The following is a 16633-nucleotide window of genomic DNA, read 5'->3' as shown; positions in this document are numbered from 1 at the left end:
AATTGGTTGATGAAGAAGAAATTATCAGAGTGGCAGAATTAATGAAAATCGATCTTGAAGATCATGGTGAGCATGTAAGCCGCGTAAAAAAAATGCTTGAATATTTTGATATTTTAGACCAAATTGACCTTTCTTCAGAAGAAATTATGTCTCAACAAAAATCATTGAATGAATTACGAAAAGATCAATTTATCCCTTATGATAAAAAACTAATCGAATCATTAAAGAACTTCCGTGAACATTATGTTCGTGCCCCAAAGATGAATTAGATGAATCTGAATACTTCTATTCTAAAATACATCGAAGATGTAAAATCGGGAACATTCACCGTTGAAGAATTCACTGCCGCGACTCTACAGAGAATAAAAGATGTAGATGAAGACGTACATGCATACCTTTCGTTAAATGATTCAGCCATAAATGATGCAAAATCTATTGATAAAAAAATCGCATCTGGAGAAAAAATTGGTAAATGTTATGGTTTTCCTATTTCAATAAAAGATAACATTTGCATTACTGGAACTAAAACAACATGTGCATCAAAAATATTGGAAAATTTTATAGCACCTTACACCGCCACGGTGGTAAATCATCTAAATGATGAAGATGCAGTAATTACTGGGAAAACAAATCTAGATGAATTTGCTATGGGGCTGACAACTGAATTTAGTGCATTTGGTCCAACAAAAAATCCGTGGAATCTTGATTGTGTTCCTGGAGGATCATCCGGAGGCAGTGCAGCATCTGTTGCCGCAAATGAATGTCTTGCATCATTAGGTTCGGATACAGGAGGGTCTGTACGAAATCCTGCAAGTTTTTGTTCTGTTGTTGGTCTAAAACCAACATATGGGTTAATCAGCAGATATGGGTTAATTTCTTATGCAAATAGTATTGAACAGATTGGCCCAATGACTAAAAATGTAAAAGATTCTGCATTTTTGTTAAACATAATTGCAGGTCAGGATGCTAATGACGATACGACAATCGACAACAATGATGTGAATTATTTGGAAAATATTGAGAATGGAATCGAAGGTAAGAAAATTGGAATTATAAAAGAAATGACTACTTCTGATGGTCTATCTTCAGAAGTTTCTACTGCCACAAAAGATGCAATAAATGATTTTGAGAGTTTAGGTGCTTCATGTGAAGAAGTTACACTTCCTACAATTCCTTATACTGTTGCAGCATATTATACGATAACTTCAACTGAAGCCGGTAGTAATCTGGCACGCTATGATAATATTCGTTATGGATATGAAATGGACTCTGAAGGATACGAATACAATTCATACATATCTAAATCTAGAACAAAATTTGGTCCAGAAGTTACAAGAAGAATAATTCTTGGGGGCTTTGTTCCTTCTGCAGGACATGCCGGCAAATATTTCTTAAAGGCATTAAAAGTAAAATCCAAATTAATTTCAGAAATTAACTCTGCCTTTGAAAAATTTGATTATCTTATTGCGCCTACCGCTCCTGTACAACCATTCCGATTTGGAGAAAAGATAGATGACCCTGTTACACTAATGCTCTTAGATTACAATACTGTAACCGCAAATCTTACAGGAAGGCCTGCCATTTCAGTTCCATACCGAATATCTAATGGATTACCAATAGGAATGCAAATCATGGCAAATAGTTTGCAAGAAAAATCATTATTCCAAGCCGCATATGCATTGGAAACAAAAACTAAACTTCCGGAGGTACCCTTATGACCAAAATTGGATTGGAAATTCATTGTCAATTAACAAAACTTGAAAGTAAATTATTTTGTCCTTGTAAAGCAAATTATCGAGAATTTGAACCAAATCATAACATTTGCCCCGTATGCATGGGACTTCCAGGCTCTCTTCCACGATTAAATCAAAAAGCTGTAGAATCTGCTACCAGTATTGCATTGGCATTGAATTGTCAAACTCCTGAAAAAATTGCATTCTTTAGAAAAAATTACTTTTATCCTGATCTACCAAAAAACTTTCAGATTACACAACTCAATGTTTATGGTGACATGAGTGTAGGTGGTGAAGGTTATGTTGACGTTGAAGGCAAAAAAATCAAAATTAGACGTATTCAGCTTGAAGAAGATCCTGGCAGATTAATTTACGAAGGTGCATCAGACCGAACAAAAATCACACTAGTTGATTACAATCGTGCCGGAACTCCTCTAGTCGAGATTGTAACTGATCCTGATTTTGAAAATCCTAGACAAGTAAGGATTTTCTTAAACATTCTTTCAGATTTATTAGAAAATTTGGGTGTTGCAGAACCTGGTCTAGAAGGTGCAATGCGTGCAGACGGAAACGTATCAATTGAAGGTGGAAATAAAGTCGAAATCAAAAATATTGGATCTTTTCATGACTTGGAAAAAGCATTGCATTTTGAACTTACACGACAACAAAGTTTGTCAGAACGAGATATTGATATTGTGATGGAAACTCGACACTGGGATGACAGAAGAAAAATTACTGTAAGCTCAAGAAGTAAAGAAGAAGATCAAGATTACAGATATTTCCTAGAAAATGACATACCCTGGGTAAAAATTGAACAAAGCACCCGAGATTCTTTAAAAGAAAATATGCCTGAAAGTATAAGTTCAAAAAAAGAAAGGTATGTAGAAAAATTTGACATTGCTCCACAAGTTGCTGAAATAATTGCTTCAGACCGATACTATTCCCAATTATTTGAAAATGCATATTCAGAACAAAATGCAAAAGATATTGCAAATTTGATTACAACTGATGTAATTGGTTTCATAGATACAAAAGAAAAACAACAAACATCAAAGATTACTTCCAAACATTTGTCTGATTTGATTGATGCAATTAATGCAAAAACAATTACAAGAAATTCTGCAAAAGTTGCACTTCAAGAGATTGTAAAATCCGGTAAGGATACTAAACTCATACTACAAGAAATGGATCTTGGACAGGTATCGGATTCATCTGAAATAGATGCAATAATTTCACAAATCTTTGAAGATGAAAAACAGGCAGTTATTGATGCAAAAGAACGTCCTGAAACGGTAAATTTCCTAGTGGGAAAGGTTATGCAGAAAACAAAAGGAAAAGCAGATCCTGTAAAAACACTTGAATTAATCAAATCTAAACTAAATCAATGAATCTCAAAATAATTGTTATACCCATTGCAGTATTAATTATTGGAATTGGAGCATTCTCTTTTATTTCATCTGATGAAAAACTGGAAATTTCTGATGATATTGGAATCATACAATCTGAAGAACCTGGAAAACTAATTCAAACAAATGTACCATCTTTGTTCAAAGTCATGGCATATGAGAATGATTTTGAAATTATTAATGGAGAAAAAATTTGGCGTGATGTGTACTATGAACTTGATGAATCTAATATGATGATTTATGATGAATTAAAAAATAATAAAAAATCAGCAGTAGTTTTTCCTATATTCACTGCAGCTGCATATTCTGAACCTGGATTTTATACATTTTATCGTGGAGAATGTGATCAGGAATTCCATGGTGTTTTATTTAGAGATGATGATTGTCTTACAGTAAAACTTGAAGAAGAATATAGTCCACTTTTTACATCGAGTGCTAACGGTGTACAAGTTCTAAATCTTTTAGACTATGAAATTATTACAGATATTACTATTCATCAGAATCCTGAAATTCTTTTCCAATATGAAAAAATTATTTTACTACACAATGAATATGTTACATACACACAATTTGATGCAATCATATCACACCCAAATGTAATCTATCTTTATCCTAATGCATTGTACGCTGAAATTAATTTTGATGAGGAACTATGGGAAATTTCTTTGATAAGAGGTCATAATTATCCTGATCCATTAATTAGAAATGGATTTGATTGGAAGTTTGATAACAGTCTTGAGGAATATGACGTGACTTGTGAAGATATGAAATTTTCAAAAATAGATAATGGTTGGATGCTAAATTGTTATCCTGAAAATATACTTCATAAAAGTAAAGAATTACTAAAACAGATTAGAGAATTTTAAGAATTCATCTCATTGTGAAAACAAGTATCTTCTCCAAGATGACATGCTGGTCCTGATGGTTCCACCAAGTAAATTATCGCATCGGAATCACAATCAACTAATATTTTTTTAACTTTCTGTGTATTTCCAGATTCTTCACCCTTCATCCATAGTTTATTTCTAGAGCGGCTCCAAAACCATGAATTTCCGGTTTTTTTAGTTAATTCTAATGATTCTTTGTTTGTATATGCAAGAGTAAGTACATCTTTTGATTCTGAATCCTGAACAATTACCGGAACAAGTCCATTCCCTTTTTCAAAATCAATATTATCAATTACTTTTAATGTCATTTCTTACCTCCTATCTGATTTGCAACCATTGGTAAGAATGCACCTACATCAGATACTATTCCTAATGCCTGCCATGTTCCTCTATCCATCAATTTTGTTACCGTAGGTTGGTTGATATCGATTACAATTACCTTGACATTTGCAGGTAGCATATTGCCTGTTGCAATAGAGTGTAACATTGTAGATACCATGATCACCATACTTGCATCCTTCAAAACCTTCTTGTATTCTCTTTGGGCTTCTGCAATATCTGTAATTACATCTGGCAGTGGCCCATCATCTCTTAATGATCCTGCCAAAACAAATGGAATATTCTTTTTAACACATTCATACATTATTCCACGTCTAAGCTTTTTCTGTTGAACCATTTTCTTCAAAGAACCTGCTTTGAAAACAGAATTGATAGCATCCATATGATTTCTGTGACCTCTGACAGCTAATGTGCCATCTTTAACTTTCATTCCTAATGATGTTCCTAGGGTGGCATATTCTACATCGTGTACTGCAAGTGCATTTCCAGCTAGAACTGCATTAATGTGTCCTGTTTTAATCATTTTTGCAACTGCATCAGCAGCTCCTGTATGAACAATTGCAGGACCCCCAACTAGTACAATTTTACCTCGTTTCTTTTTTGTATTTATGATGTCTTCAGCTACCTTTCGTGCAATATGTTGAGTTGGACGTTCACTAGAACTTCCACTTCCCATAAATTGAAATACATTCATTCCTTCTCTAGGACGTTCTGGAGTTGAAACTTTAATTCCTTCTTCACCAACAACAACTTTGTCACCTTTTTTTACTTCTCTAATTGGAACACATTTTGCATTATTTCCTTTAACAACAATACATTTGTCCATCATCATATTATCTACATCAACCCATTTGTTATTATGATAAATTGCCGTGTGGTTGTTTGTAGTGCTGTAAAAATTGTCTGGAAATACCATGTTTTTTAATGCAGATTTAGTTTTACAATTTTTTTGAGTCTTTGTAGTTGCACCTTCTCTATGTAAGGCAGTCATTATTTCACTCAAATGAGTTTTATTTTTTCCAATAACTCGTAATTTTGCATAACTTTCATCTGTTTTCAGTTTTCCAACTGAGATTTTCATAACCTCAAATTTACCATCCAGATCCATAACTCTATCAAAGATTTTTGTTAAAACCAATGAATCGATGAGGTGACCCTTGACTTCAATGATTTTTGAATATTTGTTCATCTTACTATGATATTTGATGGCATTAATAAAATCTACACAGGTAAAGCTACTTTGCCTTTGTACTCTACAATGTTATCTTTTTTCAGTAATTCTACAATGTTGTCCTTTTGTTCTTGATTGAGACTCTGAACCAATGATTTTGAGGTACCTTTTGCATCACATAACGCAATAATATATCCACTTGAGTCTGTTAAAACAAAACCTGATGACTCATCAATTACAGCATAGAGGTTTTCTTCTCCAACTGGCTCCCACACATTGGTTTTGTTATCTCGTAATGCTAAAGCTGGCATTGCTCTATCGTTTGATATAGAATTTAGATATGCTCTGGATGCTTCTACTCTTTTTTGTCCTTTTTTCAATGCTTGAAAATATTGCATGTAATAGAAATATTATAAATGCGATATAAATTAACAATTCTATGCCACTACTGAATTCAACAATAATGCGTTTAAATGAAATTACGACTTTAGTTGAGGATAAAACTCACTTAACATCTGAAAATGAATCTCTCATAAAACAAATTTTCAAAGAAATTAATGAAAAAGGGGAAAGGTATGATGTAGATGAAATTGAATCGTGGTTTGAAAATGAAGGTAGTTGGAATGTTAAAGATGTGAAAACACGTATTGTGAACATCTCACATTATGCACAATCCCGATTTGAACAAACAAACAAGTTTAGAATTGTAGATGATACTTGTGATGATGGGGATTCATGTAGTTGTGGGCATTAATTAGATTCAATTTGTTTTAATAATCTGGAAACAACATCTGCATTATCTTTACGTTCTTTAGTTATTTCATTTAATCTCAAATTTTCATTTTCTGTCCTACTATCTTTTCCAATTATTTTGAAATATTCTGTATCCAAATCATTATTTGATTGTAATCGTTTAATAATTTCAAATAAAATTCCAATTAGCTCATTTTGTGCTTTTATCAATTCATCTTGATTTTCTGACATGATCTAATACTAAAAAGTAAATTTATAATTATTTTAAGATGTCCATTAGAACCTTCTTCACATCAGGATCTATTATTTGTTCGACTGCAGAAATTATAAATGGTTTAACTTTTTCAGGATCAACATCTTTTTCATAAATTTTTGCTTGTAATGCCATTTCTAATTTATCCAATTCGTAAACTAGTTTAGATTCAGGTGTTTCTCTAGACAAAAACTCATCCCAAATATTTTGATAGTCATTCTGAATTTTTTGTGGAAGAGATTCTAGAATTTCACTCATGGCATAATTTTCTAATTCTGATTTTTTGTCATAACCAATTTGTTCAGGCATGAAATCCCCGATTTTTGATTCTGCCCAATCATGTAAGATGGCCATTTTGAGTACCTTTTCTGAATCAAGAGATTTCATATCCGACAATACCATTGACATCACAGACATCATGTAGGAATGTTCTGCAACTGATTCGGAATTTTCTAATCCGACTTTGATTTTCCAACCAGAACGTGGTAATTTTTTTAATTCAGCTATTTGAAAAAAGAATTCAGAAATCATATCTTCCTAATTCCATTCTTTTTAATAAATTCACTAGTAAGATACAATATTCATAAATCTCTCATCTCTAAAAAATTCCTCAAATTCTTTATTTTGTTTTGATTTATTTTTCAAATTAGGTAGTGCATTTACCGCTTTTTGCAGTAAATTGAAAAATTGTTCTTTATTTCCGAGTTTTAAAAAATTAGATGCCATTTCATATAACACCTCCCCATTTTCTGGATAAATATCAGCTAATTTCATACATATCGTATTAGATTCAGCAAATCGGTTTAATTTTTTTAAAATACGTAATTTGTGATATAGGGCAATAATTTCATCAGGATTATTTTTTAATAATTCATCACAAATACCCACTGCTTTGTGAAATTCTCCAGTTTTTCTAAATAACGATATTTTATTAATTAAAACTGTTTTATCGTTAGGATTTATTTGTAAAAATTTATCATAGCATACGAGTGCATCAGAATATTTTTTTAATTTGCTCAAGGAATAACCCTTATTGTTTAAAGCAATCAAATTATCAGGCTCCTTATCTAAAATTATATTGTATTTTTTTATTGCATCTTGAAATTTCTTTTCAAGAAATAATCTATTGCCCTCATTGATTTCTTCCATGATCAATATTGTTGGCACCATGTGAATTTTAACATACCCTTAATAGATATGCAGTAAGCGAATTTTTATGAAGATTTATACTAAAACAGGGGACGAAGGTAAAACATCATTATTTGACAATTCACGTGTATGGAAATCTGATGAAAGAATATTGTCATACGGTGCAGTCGATGAACTTAATTCCTCAATTGGAGTTGCTTTATCTCTTGAATTAGATCCTGAAATTAAAGATATTTTGATTAAAATTCAAAACGATTTATTTATTGTCGGTTCAGATCTTGCAAATCCAAAAATGTCCGATAAAAAAATCAGAACTTCTCCTGAAATGATTACTTTCTTAGAACAAAAAATGGATTTACTTGAGCCTCAATTAGAGCCGTTAACTAGCTTTATCTTACCTGGAGGAACATTACTTGCATCTATACTTCATCTATCCCGAACCATATCTAGAAGAGCAGAAACACATGTTGTGGCATTATCTAGAAATGAAGAAATCAATAAAGATGCAGCAATTTACTTGAATAGACTTTCTGATCTAATGTTCATTTTAGCACGTTCAATTAACAATAGGAAAGATAAGCCTGACATAGTTTGGAAACCCTGAAAGGATACGCTTTAATTTCAATCAATTCGCAAGTTTTTCATGCCGAGGTAGCTCAGCCTGGGAGAGCACCACGCTGAAGACGTGGCTGTCGGGAGTTCAAATCACCCCCTCGGCACTTAATTTTCCATAATGAAATATTTAATAAGATGATATTCTGATTTTCATCGAATAACTTGGCAGAAAAGAAAAAAACCACAAAAAAAGTTGCTAAAAAGACTACAAAAAAAGTTGCTAAAAAGACTACAAAAAAGACTACAAAAAAATCTACAAAAAATAAAGCAAATTCAGAACCATTAGATTCAGGCATAGTGATAGTTGATGACGATTTATCTGTCGATAAAGAAAGTGAGCTTGAAGAAAGACGTGCTTATTTGGAAGAGGCTCGTTCTCAAGAAGCAAGTTCTGATTAGAAATGCTTTTCACTTACTGAGTGATGTCTAATACATGAAAGCACTATGCATGATTACCGTCAAACCCGGAATGGTTGATAAAGTTGTTCAAATTTTGAGAAAAAAAAGAAAAATTTCTAAAGACATCATGATTGTCACAGGTAGAGCGGATATTTCTGTAATTCTTAATTCATCGATAGATGAAATTAACAATGTTGTTATTGATTTAAAAAATGTAAAAGAAATTGTTAACACTGAAACATTAATTGAAGTGGAGGTGGATTTGGGTTGGTAAGGGCAGTAATACTTGTAAAATCTCCAAAAAAGCTCATAGCTGCAAGATTAAGAAAAATAAGTAACATTACTGAATCATTTCCTGTTAGCGGTCAATTTGATGCAGTAGCAGTAATTGATGTCACAGAACTATCTGAAATTAAAAATATAACAACTGAAATACAGAAAATACCTGGTGTTGAACGAACTGAAACCATGGTCGAAGTAAATCCCTAAAATCTTATAACACATAATGCCGTTTACTGTGTATGAATATCAAACGAATTGGAAATATAATTTTAGAAGTTAAAGATTTGGAAAATTCTATAAAATTCTATCATGAAATCTTGGGAATGCCTATAAAAAATGAAAGGCGTAATTGGGTGGATTTGGGTCAACAATCTGGCGGAATATTGAGTTTACATCCTGCATCCATAACAACTTCTCATACAGGTCCATCAAAAGAAAATGGAATTTTAATTGGTTTGACGGTCGGAGATTTACATTCGGCCATGGAAGAATTATCTGCTGCAAAAATCGAAATATTTAGAGATATTCAAGAAAGGCAAGCAGGTAAAAATGCTATAATTTTAGATCCTGATGGATACTTGATTTCATTATTTGAACCTGATTTTTCAGATAACAAAGATAAACAAACATCAGGATATGTGGGATTTACCCCTGAGTAATTATTTTTTTTACTTTATTTATCGATGTAGAATTTAATTTGAGTTTTTTATTGAATGTGATATAGTATGTCATGCCATTTTTATAAAATAGTAAAATATTGATTTTCTTATGGGAAATTGAAATAAATTCTACAGAACCTAACCTCTTTGCTGATTTTTCTCTTAATCTCATCATAGATGCAATCGCAAAAAATTCTTGTCGTACTGTGTCTGGTGAAAAAATAGGTTTTATTCCTGGTCTTATTTTACCCGCGATTGTACGTCCAAATTCATTGAAAACTCCGGCATAACGTATATCCTTAGAAATTGCCATAATTTTTTCACATTTCTTTCTATTCTGTGTGACTGTTTTTACCCATGTTTGATTATTCATACTGTTTAGAATGATCTATAATTAATAAAGCACGTCTAATGTTGATTTTTAAAAATGATAATTAATCCTAAAGAAAAAATTGATGAAATTCTTCATTCAGATGCGTCAAACTATCTTGAAACATCAGAACGTCTTGCTCTCAAAAACATATTAGAAAAAGATACAATTTCAGAATTAGATAGTGATAATTTAGATAAAATCTTTCAAAAATACAAAAAATTCATCAAAAACTAGAGCCTGATGATTTTTTCTCAGATTTCTCTAGTTGCTTTTTTAGTTCAAGGTTCTCTTTGAGAAGTTTATCATTTGCTTCTTTTAGAAGTGAAAATGATTTTTCTCTGTTGTATAACGGATGGCCTGGAGGAAATATGGATTCGTTTGCATGTAATAAGCCATCTGCATATTGACGAAACATTTGGTTAAAATCTTCAAGATTTGGCATCAAGGATGCATTTCTTTTGTTAAATTTTTCACGAATTTCTTTAATTCCTGTCATTCCTGTAGGCGGGGTACTTGTAGGAGGATAGCGTATTGTATCTTCAGGTCCTTGATTGGTATCGTTTGAGTTAAACTGTGTTTTTCTATGATTAAAGAATCCCATATCCATACTATCATTGGTTTTTGAACAATATTTTAGCATTCGTATGGTGGGGTTGTGCTCAAATAGTTAACAAACGTCGATTTTTAGTCATATTCTTCTGATCGCAGATCCTTATAGCGATCATAAATTTGGATTGTTTCATGCAGCACAATAAAGTGAAACGTTGTTTGAAATGTGAAAAAATAATTCGTGATACCGAATTACACAAAATTGTGATGTATGTTGTGGATGAACAATTCACTGAACACCATTATGAACATGTAGAATGTCCAGACAAGTTTACCATTTAATTTGAATGATGATAGACAGGATACAATTCTCCATCTTCTCGACTATGATATTTCCATTCGTCGTCTGCCCATTCTTTTTTTGAAAATTCTTTTTGTAATGATGGATGAATTCTTGTATACACGTCTTCACCTATCAAAATCTCTTGAGGTTTTGCTTTTCCTTGAATTTTTGCTGCAATGTTCATTGCAGGTCCCAATAAATCAACGTGTGATTTTTCTGCATCGGAACCATATCTTACAATCATATTTGTACCAAAATCTATTCCAATTTTTACAAACAAATCAGGATAATCATATTGGTTTAAAATTGGATTGATACCTTCTTCAATGATTTTTATCATGGATTTTGCAGCACCTATTGCATTATCTGCAGCTATCAATGAGCTTTGATGTACAAAATAACCAATTACTGCATCCCCCACAAATTTCAAAACAAATCCCCCATGGTGTTTTACTGCATATGCCATTTCTTGGGCAAATGAACTAATTATAATTGCAACTTTTTCCTCAGGTAATGTTAATGTAATATCTGTAGAACCTACCAAATCCACATACATCACTACCATTGATTGTTTTTCATGTACATGTTTTCTAAGATATGCATCAGATCTATCTACAGTGGCATCATATTCTATTCCTTTTTTCAATGAACTCCAAATTCTTTTTTGAGTTTCTTGTATCATTTTTTCAGAATCTACAACTTTTTCATCATTTTTACCTAACATCATATCCACCACATTACTTTGAGAATCTTGTTCTAAATTATTAGAAGGTGAATCCGAATTTTGATTATTTTCCATGATCATATTAATGAAAAATTACTGTGTTTTATCCTTTTTTCGTGAAAACATATGGTGTTTCGAATTTTTGATCCATAGTCCAGTATGTAGGTAAAGATATCGTAGACATAACTTCCAATTCAAATTTTTTGATTGTTGTGCCCCATCCGGAATCTGTTCTATCCCTAGAGAATTTTCTATGAGAATGACTTCCAGTCAATACAAATGAGACATCAGGCATTTCTAAAACTTCAAGAACATTTTTGATTACTGATTCAGCTAAAACTTCTCCAATTTCAGGAACACCTCCAATAACAAAAATAGATTTTTTTGGCAGAATATCCTCAAAATTAAAAATTGTCGCATCGGCACATTTTGGATTAAATTCAACCCCTGTTTTTTTAGAAATATCTTCTTGTAGATTTACTAGGTTCTCATCAATTTCTATAGATATTGATTCTAATCCTGATGTTTTGCCACAGTAGGCTATCCTTCCATCTCCAGACCCTATGTCTACGATTTGCTCAAATCCTAAATTTTTTGCAGCTAGGGCCAATCCCCATGCAGATAATATCCAGGTAGGATAGAATGGAGCATAACTTGCATCGTGTTTAATACTATCAATCCAATAATTATTCAAATCACCTTCAAAAATTGTGTAATCTACTCCCGAAATTTTTTCAACTATATGATTAGAATAAATCGGATTCACATTAAGAAATTCATGTAACAATGAGAGTTGTTTTTCATTTATGACAAATGATTCCGCAGGCATATTTGGCAATATTTCCGTAGTATGACTATTACCTTTGTATGCATTTACAAACTCATATTTTAATTCGCATACATTCTTGGAATATATTTCCATAAATGATTACAATTTAAGGAAGTAATTAAAAGAAATCATATGAGAATAGGTAATCCTACAAATAATGAGTTCTTTTTAGAATTAAATAAAATTAACGAAGATATTCAAAATTCATTTCTAAAAAAAATCTCACATGAAACAAGAAGTGTATCATGTGATGTAATGTTAGGGGATAGTACAATCAAAAAAGTTGAAACATTTGATATAAAAAATATTGAAACTTTCTTAGGAAGATTTGAATCACATATTTCCGAATGGAATTCACAAGGAGTTACATATTCGTCAGATGAAGACTTGAGACGTATATTCATTAAATCAGAAATAAAACTTGGAAATTATATTTTATCATTACATATATCCCTACAATATCATGTTTTATTGTATTACAAACCAATTCAAAAAGTAATTGATTTACAGAAAAGATTAGCTGAATTAATTAATGCTGGTGGAAATTCTGAATCAAAATATGAAGAAGAAAGTGATCGTTTGATTATTGAAAAATTAAATGAATTAGGATTTAAAGACATGCCAAAACAAGAATTATTTGAATTATTTTATAATGATGATGAATTAGCTAAAAAAATTAAAAACATGATAGATGATTCTCAACCCGAAGTAATCGATATACAAGGACAGAAAAATCAATTATTCAAAGAATTAGATAATTTACTGATAGAAACATTCCATACGACGTCCGTAATTATTGATGAGCAAAAGCTTGTTAATGGCGAGGAAGGTTGTTTATGCAATATAGATTTAGAATATGTGGATGGCGGAACAAAGCAAGGATTGGTAGATGCAACTCTAATAGATGAACAAAATAAATTGCTAATCAAACAAAATATTACAAAAATATTGAATGTTGTTTTAGAATAAATTCTTAATCAAGGGTACAGAGGCTTAATGCCTTGGGGAGCTGTACCTCTTGACTAATAATTAACGTCTTGATCGCATGTATTTAGGGATTATGAAAAATATAGGCACAGATCTGAAAAAATGTTTCATTTCGAACAATTAATTATGTAAGTAATGTGCAACAATTCCATGACGATAACCTATGATGATGTGAAGAAAGCACAAGAAACACAAAGTAAGATAATTAGAAAAACAAATTTAGAATTTTCAGAAACATTTAGCAAAATTTGTGGAGCTAAAGTTTTTTTAAAAAATGAATATGAGCAAAAGACAGGTTCATTCAAAATTCGTGGCGCATATTACAAAATCAAATCGCTGACAGATGAACAGAAGAGCAAAGGAGTCGTTGCTGCATCTGCTGGAAACCATTCTCAAGGAGTTGCATTTGCATCAAGTATTGAAAATATACCCTGTACCATCGTAATGCCAAAAACTGCATCACCTGCAAAAGTAGCAGCGACTAAAGGATATGGTGCTAAAGTAGTATTGGAAGGATCCACGTATGACGAATCTTGGGAATATGCACAAAAAATATCCTCTGAGACAAATGCAACAATTATTCATGCATTTGATGATCCACATGTTATAGCGGGGCAAGGAGTTATTGGTTTAGAAATAATGGAGCAACTGCCCAATGTGGATGAAATCTACGTTCCAATTGGAGGTGGAGGACTTGTTGCAGGAATAATACTGGCAGTGAAAGAAAAAAATCCTAATGTACGCATAATTGGAGTTGAATCAAGCTCATATCCTTCTATGAAAGAATCGTTTGAAAAGAAATCACTGCAGACCGTAAAGGGTAATTCAACTATCGCTGATGGAATTTCAGTAAAAACACCTGGAAAAATTACTTTCGGAGTCGTAAGGCATCAAATTGATGAAATTGTCACAGTTGATGATAGTGATATCATTAATGCAATGTTTCTTTTAATGGAACGTTCAAAAGCAGTAGTTGAACCTGCAGGTGCCGTGGCATTGGCATATATTTTAAAACATAAACCCGAATCTGGTAAAACAGTAGTCCCAATTTTATGTGGAGGTAATATTGACATGTATCTTTTAGGGCAAATTGTATCCAAAGGACTTTCCGGAATGGGAAGAATGTTAAAAATTTCAGTTCTTTTAAAAGATAAACCAGGAGCATTGAAAGAATTAGTTGATGAAATATCATCAATTAATGTAAACATTGTAGAAGTAATTCATGACAGATTAAGTACCGATGTGAGTGCAGGTTCCGCAGGAGTTACAATAAGCTTGGAAACTGAAGATCAGAATCAATCAAATGAATTAATCAACCATCTTCAAGGAAAAGATATTAAATTTGAGATAATATCTTAACGAAATTTCTTTTTAACAAATTTTGTTAAACCTAATTTTTTTAGTTCTTCAGATTCTTTAAGAACAGAAGTATATTGGTCAAACTTATGTTTTTTTAATTTTGTTTTAATTTCTGGATAAGAATTTCCAAGAATTTTTAATGCATAAATTCCTGCATTTGAAGCCTTATTCACCCCTACAGCTACGACAGGAGAGCCTGTAGGCATCTCCGAAATTGATAAAAGAGAATCCAATCCGCCAAATGCAGAATATTTGTTTTTGTCAGTTTTTTTCATTTGCTTATCATTATACACCATTATGGGAACTCCGATTACAGGAATTGTAGTATGTGATGCAATCATTCCTGGAAGATGTGCAGCCCCTCCGGCACCTGCAATTATTACCTTGAATTTACTTTTTTCAGCATGTTTAGCATATTCGTTTAATCTTTCAGGAGTTCGATGTGCAGAAATTATTTGATCTTCATGAGGTATGGAGAAAGAATCCAATATCTCTGCAGCACCATGCATGATGCGGCTATCTGAACTAGAACCCATAATTATTCCAACGAGAGGCTTTTTTGTAACCAATATTTTTTCATGCTTTTGGCTATTTTTAAACAATTTCAATCAAAAAATTTCGCTAAACTATTAGTAATACAATATTTGTTGAACGTTATGAGTAAAACTCTAGGGATAATTGGTGGTGGACAGTTAGGAATGATGCTTACAGAAGCCGCACAAAATTTAGATGATATTTCAAAAATAATAGTTTTAGATCCTACTGAAAATTGCCCTGCTGCAAAAGTTGGCGCACAGCAAATCATTGCAGATTTCAAAGATGAAGATGCGATAAAAAAATTATCAGAATTATCAGACATTATAACATATGAAATTGAATCTGGAAATAGTGATGTATTAAAAAAATTAGAAGAAAATACAGAGATAAATCCTTCACCAGATACATTAAGAATTATTCAAGATAAATTACTTCAAAAACAATTCTTACAAAAAAATGGCATTGCAGTCGCAGAATTTGAAAAAATTGAAAATAAAGAAGAACTGAATCAAATGATAGATAAAATGGGCCTCCCATTGTTACTAAAAACTCGAAGAGATGCATACGATGGGCGAGGGAATTATAAAATTAATTCAAAATCTGAAATAGACGATGCTTTAGATTTGTTTTCAGGAAAAACTCTAATGGTAGAAAAATTTGTTAAATTTGAAAAAGAAGTTTCAGTCATAGCTGCAAGAAATACAAAGGGTGAAATTTCAACATATCCTGTAGTAGAAAATATTCATGAAAATAATATTTTAAGAACAACAATTGCGCCTGGAAGAGTTTCAGAGACGGTTAGAAAGGAAGCAGAAAAAATTGCTGAAAAAACAATGGAAGTGTTACATGGAGCAGGGGTTTTTGGAATAGAAATGTTTGTTACATCTGATGATGAGATTTTAATTAATGAAATTGCACCTCGAGTTCATAATTCAGGTCACCATACATTACAATCATGCAATACATCTCAATTTGAACAACATTTACGGGCAATTCTAGGAATGGAATTAGGAGATTCATCAATTAAAACTCCTACAATAATGTACAATATCTTAGGGCCAAAAACATTTCAAGGAGAATACAATGTGTTATTCAAAAAACAGGACAACATCCATCTGAAAATGTATGGCAAATTAGAATCAAAACCACAACGTAAAATTGGACATGTGAATATAGTTGATGTAGAAAATAGAGGCATGGAGGAATTGCTTAAACAAGTTGAAGATCTAAAGAAAAATTTGGTTATAGAACCAAAAGAATCCTAGTATTATTTCGAATATTTTTGA

26 protein-coding genes and 1 tRNA gene are annotated in these 16633 nt (G+C 31.9%); 16 read left to right on the top strand and 11 right to left on the bottom strand.

Features of this window, described 5'->3' with window-relative positions; genetic code table 11:
* Positions 1-2: 2 nt before the first annotated feature.
* From T478_RS03785 to T478_RS03770, 4 genes are read left to right on the top strand one after another with little or no spacing between them, the layout of a single operon-like run.
* On the top strand, positions 3-269 hold the full coding sequence (locus T478_RS03785) for an Asp-tRNA(Asn)/Glu-tRNA(Gln) amidotransferase subunit GatC (protein ID WP_048105369.1): 267 nt from the start codon (positions 3-5) through the stop codon (positions 267-269).
* Complete coding sequence (gatA, locus tag T478_RS03780; RefSeq protein WP_048105368.1) at positions 270-1718, top strand: Asp-tRNA(Asn)/Glu-tRNA(Gln) amidotransferase subunit GatA; 1449 nt, start codon at positions 270-272, stop codon at positions 1716-1718.
* Entirely contained in the window at positions 1715-3121 is a 1407-nt protein-coding gene (gene gatB / locus T478_RS03775) for an Asp-tRNA(Asn)/Glu-tRNA(Gln) amidotransferase subunit GatB (RefSeq protein WP_048105367.1), read from the top strand. The genes gatA and gatB overlap by 4 nt, the downstream gene beginning before the upstream one ends.
* Complete coding sequence (locus T478_RS03770) at positions 3118-4005, top strand: hypothetical protein (RefSeq protein ID WP_048105366.1); 888 nt, start codon at positions 3118-3120, stop codon at positions 4003-4005. Before gatB ends, T478_RS03770 begins: the two co-directional genes overlap by 4 nt.
* On the opposite strand, the gene hisI is transcribed toward T478_RS03770, so the two are convergent.
* Genes hisI through T478_RS03755 form a run of 3 tightly spaced genes read right to left on the bottom strand, consistent with a single transcriptional unit; the run spans position 4002 to position 5934 of the window.
* Positions 4002-4334, bottom strand: a complete 333-nt coding sequence (gene hisI, locus T478_RS03765; RefSeq protein WP_048105365.1) for a phosphoribosyl-AMP cyclohydrolase — start codon at positions 4332-4334, stop codon at positions 4002-4004. The genes T478_RS03770 and hisI overlap by 4 nt on opposite strands.
* Positions 4331-5554: an ornithine cyclodeaminase, nickel-pincer nucleotide-dependent gene (locus T478_RS03760; protein ID WP_048105364.1), complete on the bottom strand. Its 1224-nt coding sequence runs from the start codon at positions 5552-5554 to the stop codon at positions 4331-4333. Before T478_RS03760 ends, hisI begins: the two co-directional genes overlap by 4 nt.
* Before the next feature lie 32 nt (positions 5555-5586).
* Positions 5587-5934: a hypothetical protein gene (locus tag T478_RS03755; RefSeq protein WP_048105363.1), complete on the bottom strand. Its 348-nt coding sequence runs from the start codon at positions 5932-5934 to the stop codon at positions 5587-5589.
* Positions 5935-5975: 41 nt separating this feature from the next.
* Between T478_RS03755 and T478_RS03750 the strand changes: the two genes are divergently transcribed.
* Positions 5976-6290: a hypothetical protein gene (locus T478_RS03750; protein ID WP_048105362.1), complete on the top strand. Its 315-nt coding sequence runs from the start codon at positions 5976-5978 to the stop codon at positions 6288-6290.
* On the opposite strand, the gene T478_RS03745 is transcribed toward T478_RS03750, so the two are convergent.
* The 3 genes from T478_RS03745 to T478_RS03735 are packed head-to-tail and all read right to left on the bottom strand — an operon-like array spanning position 6287 to position 7691.
* Positions 6287-6520, bottom strand: coding sequence for a hypothetical protein (locus tag T478_RS03745; protein ID WP_048105361.1), 234 nt, complete (start codon positions 6518-6520; stop codon positions 6287-6289). The genes T478_RS03750 and T478_RS03745 overlap by 4 nt on opposite strands.
* Positions 6521-6548: 28 nt before the next feature.
* Entirely contained in the window at positions 6549-7073 is a 525-nt protein-coding gene (locus tag T478_RS03740; RefSeq protein WP_048105360.1) for an HD domain-containing protein, read from the bottom strand.
* A gap of 33 nt (positions 7074-7106) precedes the next feature.
* On the bottom strand, positions 7107-7691 hold the full coding sequence (locus T478_RS03735; RefSeq protein WP_048105359.1) for a tetratricopeptide repeat protein: 585 nt from the start codon (positions 7689-7691) through the stop codon (positions 7107-7109).
* A gap of 67 nt (positions 7692-7758) precedes the next feature.
* On the opposite strand from T478_RS03735, the gene T478_RS03730 reads away from it, so the two are divergent.
* From T478_RS03730 to T478_RS03705, 6 genes are all read left to right on the top strand, one after another.
* Complete coding sequence (locus T478_RS03730) at positions 7759-8295, top strand: cob(I)yrinic acid a,c-diamide adenosyltransferase (RefSeq protein WP_048105358.1); 537 nt, start codon at positions 7759-7761, stop codon at positions 8293-8295.
* A gap of 41 nt (positions 8296-8336) precedes the next feature.
* A tRNA-Phe gene (locus tag T478_RS03725) sits at positions 8337-8410 on the top strand.
* A 58-nt stretch (positions 8411-8468) separates the two neighbouring features.
* A complete protein-coding gene (locus T478_RS03720; protein ID WP_048105357.1) occupies positions 8469-8705 on the top strand; it encodes a hypothetical protein in 237 nt (78 codons plus the stop codon).
* A 34-nt stretch (positions 8706-8739) separates the two neighbouring features.
* On the top strand, positions 8740-8979 hold the full coding sequence (locus tag T478_RS03715; protein ID WP_048105356.1) for a hypothetical protein: 240 nt from the start codon (positions 8740-8742) through the stop codon (positions 8977-8979).
* Entirely contained in the window at positions 8973-9194 is a 222-nt protein-coding gene (locus T478_RS03710) for an Lrp/AsnC ligand binding domain-containing protein (protein WP_048105355.1), read from the top strand. The genes T478_RS03715 and T478_RS03710 overlap by 7 nt, the downstream gene beginning before the upstream one ends.
* Before the next feature lie 32 nt (positions 9195-9226).
* Entirely contained in the window at positions 9227-9646 is a 420-nt protein-coding gene (locus tag T478_RS03705; protein WP_048105354.1) for a VOC family protein, read from the top strand.
* Here the strand turns inward: T478_RS03705 and T478_RS03700 are convergent.
* Positions 9633-10019, bottom strand: a complete 387-nt coding sequence (locus T478_RS03700; RefSeq protein ID WP_048105353.1) for a hypothetical protein — start codon at positions 10017-10019, stop codon at positions 9633-9635. The two genes, T478_RS03705 and T478_RS03700, sit on opposite strands and share 14 nt — an antisense overlap.
* A gap of 54 nt (positions 10020-10073) precedes the next feature.
* On the opposite strand from T478_RS03700, the gene T478_RS03695 reads away from it, so the two are divergent.
* Entirely contained in the window at positions 10074-10253 is a 180-nt protein-coding gene (locus T478_RS03695; protein ID WP_048105352.1) for a hypothetical protein, read from the top strand.
* Here the strand turns inward: T478_RS03695 and T478_RS03690 are convergent.
* A complete protein-coding gene (locus T478_RS03690) occupies positions 10243-10626 on the bottom strand; it encodes a hypothetical protein (RefSeq protein WP_052433877.1) in 384 nt (127 codons plus the stop codon). The two genes, T478_RS03695 and T478_RS03690, sit on opposite strands and share 11 nt — an antisense overlap.
* A 161-nt stretch (positions 10627-10787) precedes the next feature.
* On the opposite strand from T478_RS03690, the gene T478_RS07870 reads away from it, so the two are divergent.
* Positions 10788-10910: a hypothetical protein gene (locus tag T478_RS07870; protein ID WP_256378805.1), complete on the top strand. Its 123-nt coding sequence runs from the start codon at positions 10788-10790 to the stop codon at positions 10908-10910.
* On the opposite strand, the gene T478_RS03685 is transcribed toward T478_RS07870, so the two are convergent.
* Positions 10907-11710: an adenylate/guanylate cyclase domain-containing protein gene (locus T478_RS03685; protein ID WP_238573665.1), complete on the bottom strand. Its 804-nt coding sequence runs from the start codon at positions 11708-11710 to the stop codon at positions 10907-10909. The two genes, T478_RS07870 and T478_RS03685, sit on opposite strands and share 4 nt — an antisense overlap.
* 28 nt (positions 11711-11738) lie before the next feature.
* The gene (locus T478_RS03680; RefSeq protein WP_048105350.1) at positions 11739-12557 is read right to left on the bottom strand and encodes an SAM-dependent methyltransferase; all 819 of its coding nucleotides are present in this window, start codon (positions 12555-12557) and stop codon (positions 11739-11741) included.
* A gap of 39 nt (positions 12558-12596) precedes the next feature.
* Here T478_RS03680 and T478_RS03675 point away from each other — a divergent pair, with 39 nt between their 5' ends.
* Together T478_RS03675 and ilvA are read left to right on the top strand one after the other, a co-directional pair.
* Positions 12597-13433 carry a hypothetical protein gene (locus T478_RS03675; protein ID WP_048105349.1) on the top strand — a complete coding sequence of 279 codons (837 nt, stop codon included), beginning with the start codon at positions 12597-12599 and terminating at the stop codon, positions 13431-13433.
* A 168-nt stretch (positions 13434-13601) separates the two neighbouring features.
* Positions 13602-14810 (top strand): threonine ammonia-lyase, encoded by a 1209-nt coding sequence (ilvA, locus tag T478_RS03670; protein ID WP_048105348.1) that lies wholly within the window; start codon positions 13602-13604, stop codon positions 14808-14810.
* On the opposite strand, the gene purE is transcribed toward ilvA, so the two are convergent.
* Positions 14807-15382 (bottom strand): 5-(carboxyamino)imidazole ribonucleotide mutase, encoded by a 576-nt coding sequence (gene purE / locus T478_RS03665; protein WP_107734661.1) that lies wholly within the window; start codon positions 15380-15382, stop codon positions 14807-14809. The two genes, ilvA and purE, sit on opposite strands and share 4 nt — an antisense overlap.
* An 84-nt stretch (positions 15383-15466) precedes the next feature.
* Between purE and purK the strand changes: the two genes are divergently transcribed.
* Positions 15467-16612 carry a 5-(carboxyamino)imidazole ribonucleotide synthase gene (gene purK, locus T478_RS03660; RefSeq protein WP_048106890.1) on the top strand — a complete coding sequence of 382 codons (1146 nt, stop codon included), beginning with the start codon at positions 15467-15469 and terminating at the stop codon, positions 16610-16612.
* The last annotated feature ends 21 nt before the right edge of the window (positions 16613-16633 follow it).

This window comes from Candidatus Nitrosopelagicus brevis (genome assembly GCF_000812185.1).
Lineage (GTDB): Archaea > Thermoproteota > Nitrososphaeria > Nitrososphaerales > Nitrosopumilaceae > Nitrosopelagicus > Nitrosopelagicus brevis.
The sequence above is the reverse complement of the archived record's forward strand: the minus strand, read 5'-3'. Positions and strand labels throughout refer to the sequence as shown.

Bases quoted from the DNA above. Each gene is read 5' to 3' on its own strand.
- gatA (WP_048105368.1), top strand. From the start codon at position 270: ATGAATCTGAATACTTCTATTCTAAAATACATCGAAGATGTAAAATCG.
- gatB (WP_048105367.1), top strand. From the start codon at position 1,715: ATGACCAAAATTGGATTGGAAATTCATTGTCAATTAACAAAACTTGAA.
- T478_RS03770 (WP_048105366.1), top strand. From the start codon at position 3,118: ATGAATCTCAAAATAATTGTTATACCCATTGCAGTATTAATTATTGGA.
- hisI (WP_048105365.1), bottom strand. From the start codon at position 4,334: ATGACATTAAAAGTAATTGATAATATTGATTTTGAAAAAGGGAATGGA.
- T478_RS03760 (WP_048105364.1), bottom strand. From the start codon at position 5,554: ATGAACAAATATTCAAAAATCATTGAAGTCAAGGGTCACCTCATCGAT.
- T478_RS03755 (WP_048105363.1), bottom strand. From the start codon at position 5,934: ATGCAATATTTTCAAGCATTGAAAAAAGGACAAAAAAGAGTAGAAGCA.
- T478_RS03750 (WP_048105362.1), top strand. From the start codon at position 5,976: ATGCCACTACTGAATTCAACAATAATGCGTTTAAATGAAATTACGACT.
- T478_RS03745 (WP_048105361.1), bottom strand. From the start codon at position 6,520: ATGTCAGAAAATCAAGATGAATTGATAAAAGCACAAAATGAGCTAATT.
- T478_RS03740 (WP_048105360.1), bottom strand. From the start codon at position 7,073: ATGATTTCTGAATTCTTTTTTCAAATAGCTGAATTAAAAAAATTACCA.
- T478_RS03735 (WP_048105359.1), bottom strand. From the start codon at position 7,691: ATGGAAGAAATCAATGAGGGCAATAGATTATTTCTTGAAAAGAAATTT.
- T478_RS03730 (WP_048105358.1), top strand. From the start codon at position 7,759: ATGAAGATTTATACTAAAACAGGGGACGAAGGTAAAACATCATTATTT.
- T478_RS03715 (WP_048105356.1), top strand. From the start codon at position 8,740: ATGAAAGCACTATGCATGATTACCGTCAAACCCGGAATGGTTGATAAA.
- T478_RS03705 (WP_048105354.1), top strand. From the start codon at position 9,227: ATGAATATCAAACGAATTGGAAATATAATTTTAGAAGTTAAAGATTTG.
- T478_RS03700 (WP_048105353.1), bottom strand. From the start codon at position 10,019: ATGAATAATCAAACATGGGTAAAAACAGTCACACAGAATAGAAAGAAA.
- T478_RS03695 (WP_048105352.1), top strand. From the start codon at position 10,074: ATGATAATTAATCCTAAAGAAAAAATTGATGAAATTCTTCATTCAGAT.
- T478_RS03690 (WP_052433877.1), bottom strand. From the start codon at position 10,626: ATGGATATGGGATTCTTTAATCATAGAAAAACACAGTTTAACTCAAAC.
- T478_RS03685 (WP_238573665.1), bottom strand. From the start codon at position 11,710: ATGGAAAATAATCAAAATTCGGATTCACCTTCTAATAATTTAGAACAA.
- T478_RS03680 (WP_048105350.1), bottom strand. From the start codon at position 12,557: ATGGAAATATATTCCAAGAATGTATGCGAATTAAAATATGAGTTTGTA.
- T478_RS03675 (WP_048105349.1), top strand. From the start codon at position 12,597: ATGAGAATAGGTAATCCTACAAATAATGAGTTCTTTTTAGAATTAAAT.
- ilvA (WP_048105348.1), top strand. From the start codon at position 13,602: ATGACGATAACCTATGATGATGTGAAGAAAGCACAAGAAACACAAAGT.
- purK (WP_048106890.1), top strand. From the start codon at position 15,467: ATGAGTAAAACTCTAGGGATAATTGGTGGTGGACAGTTAGGAATGATG.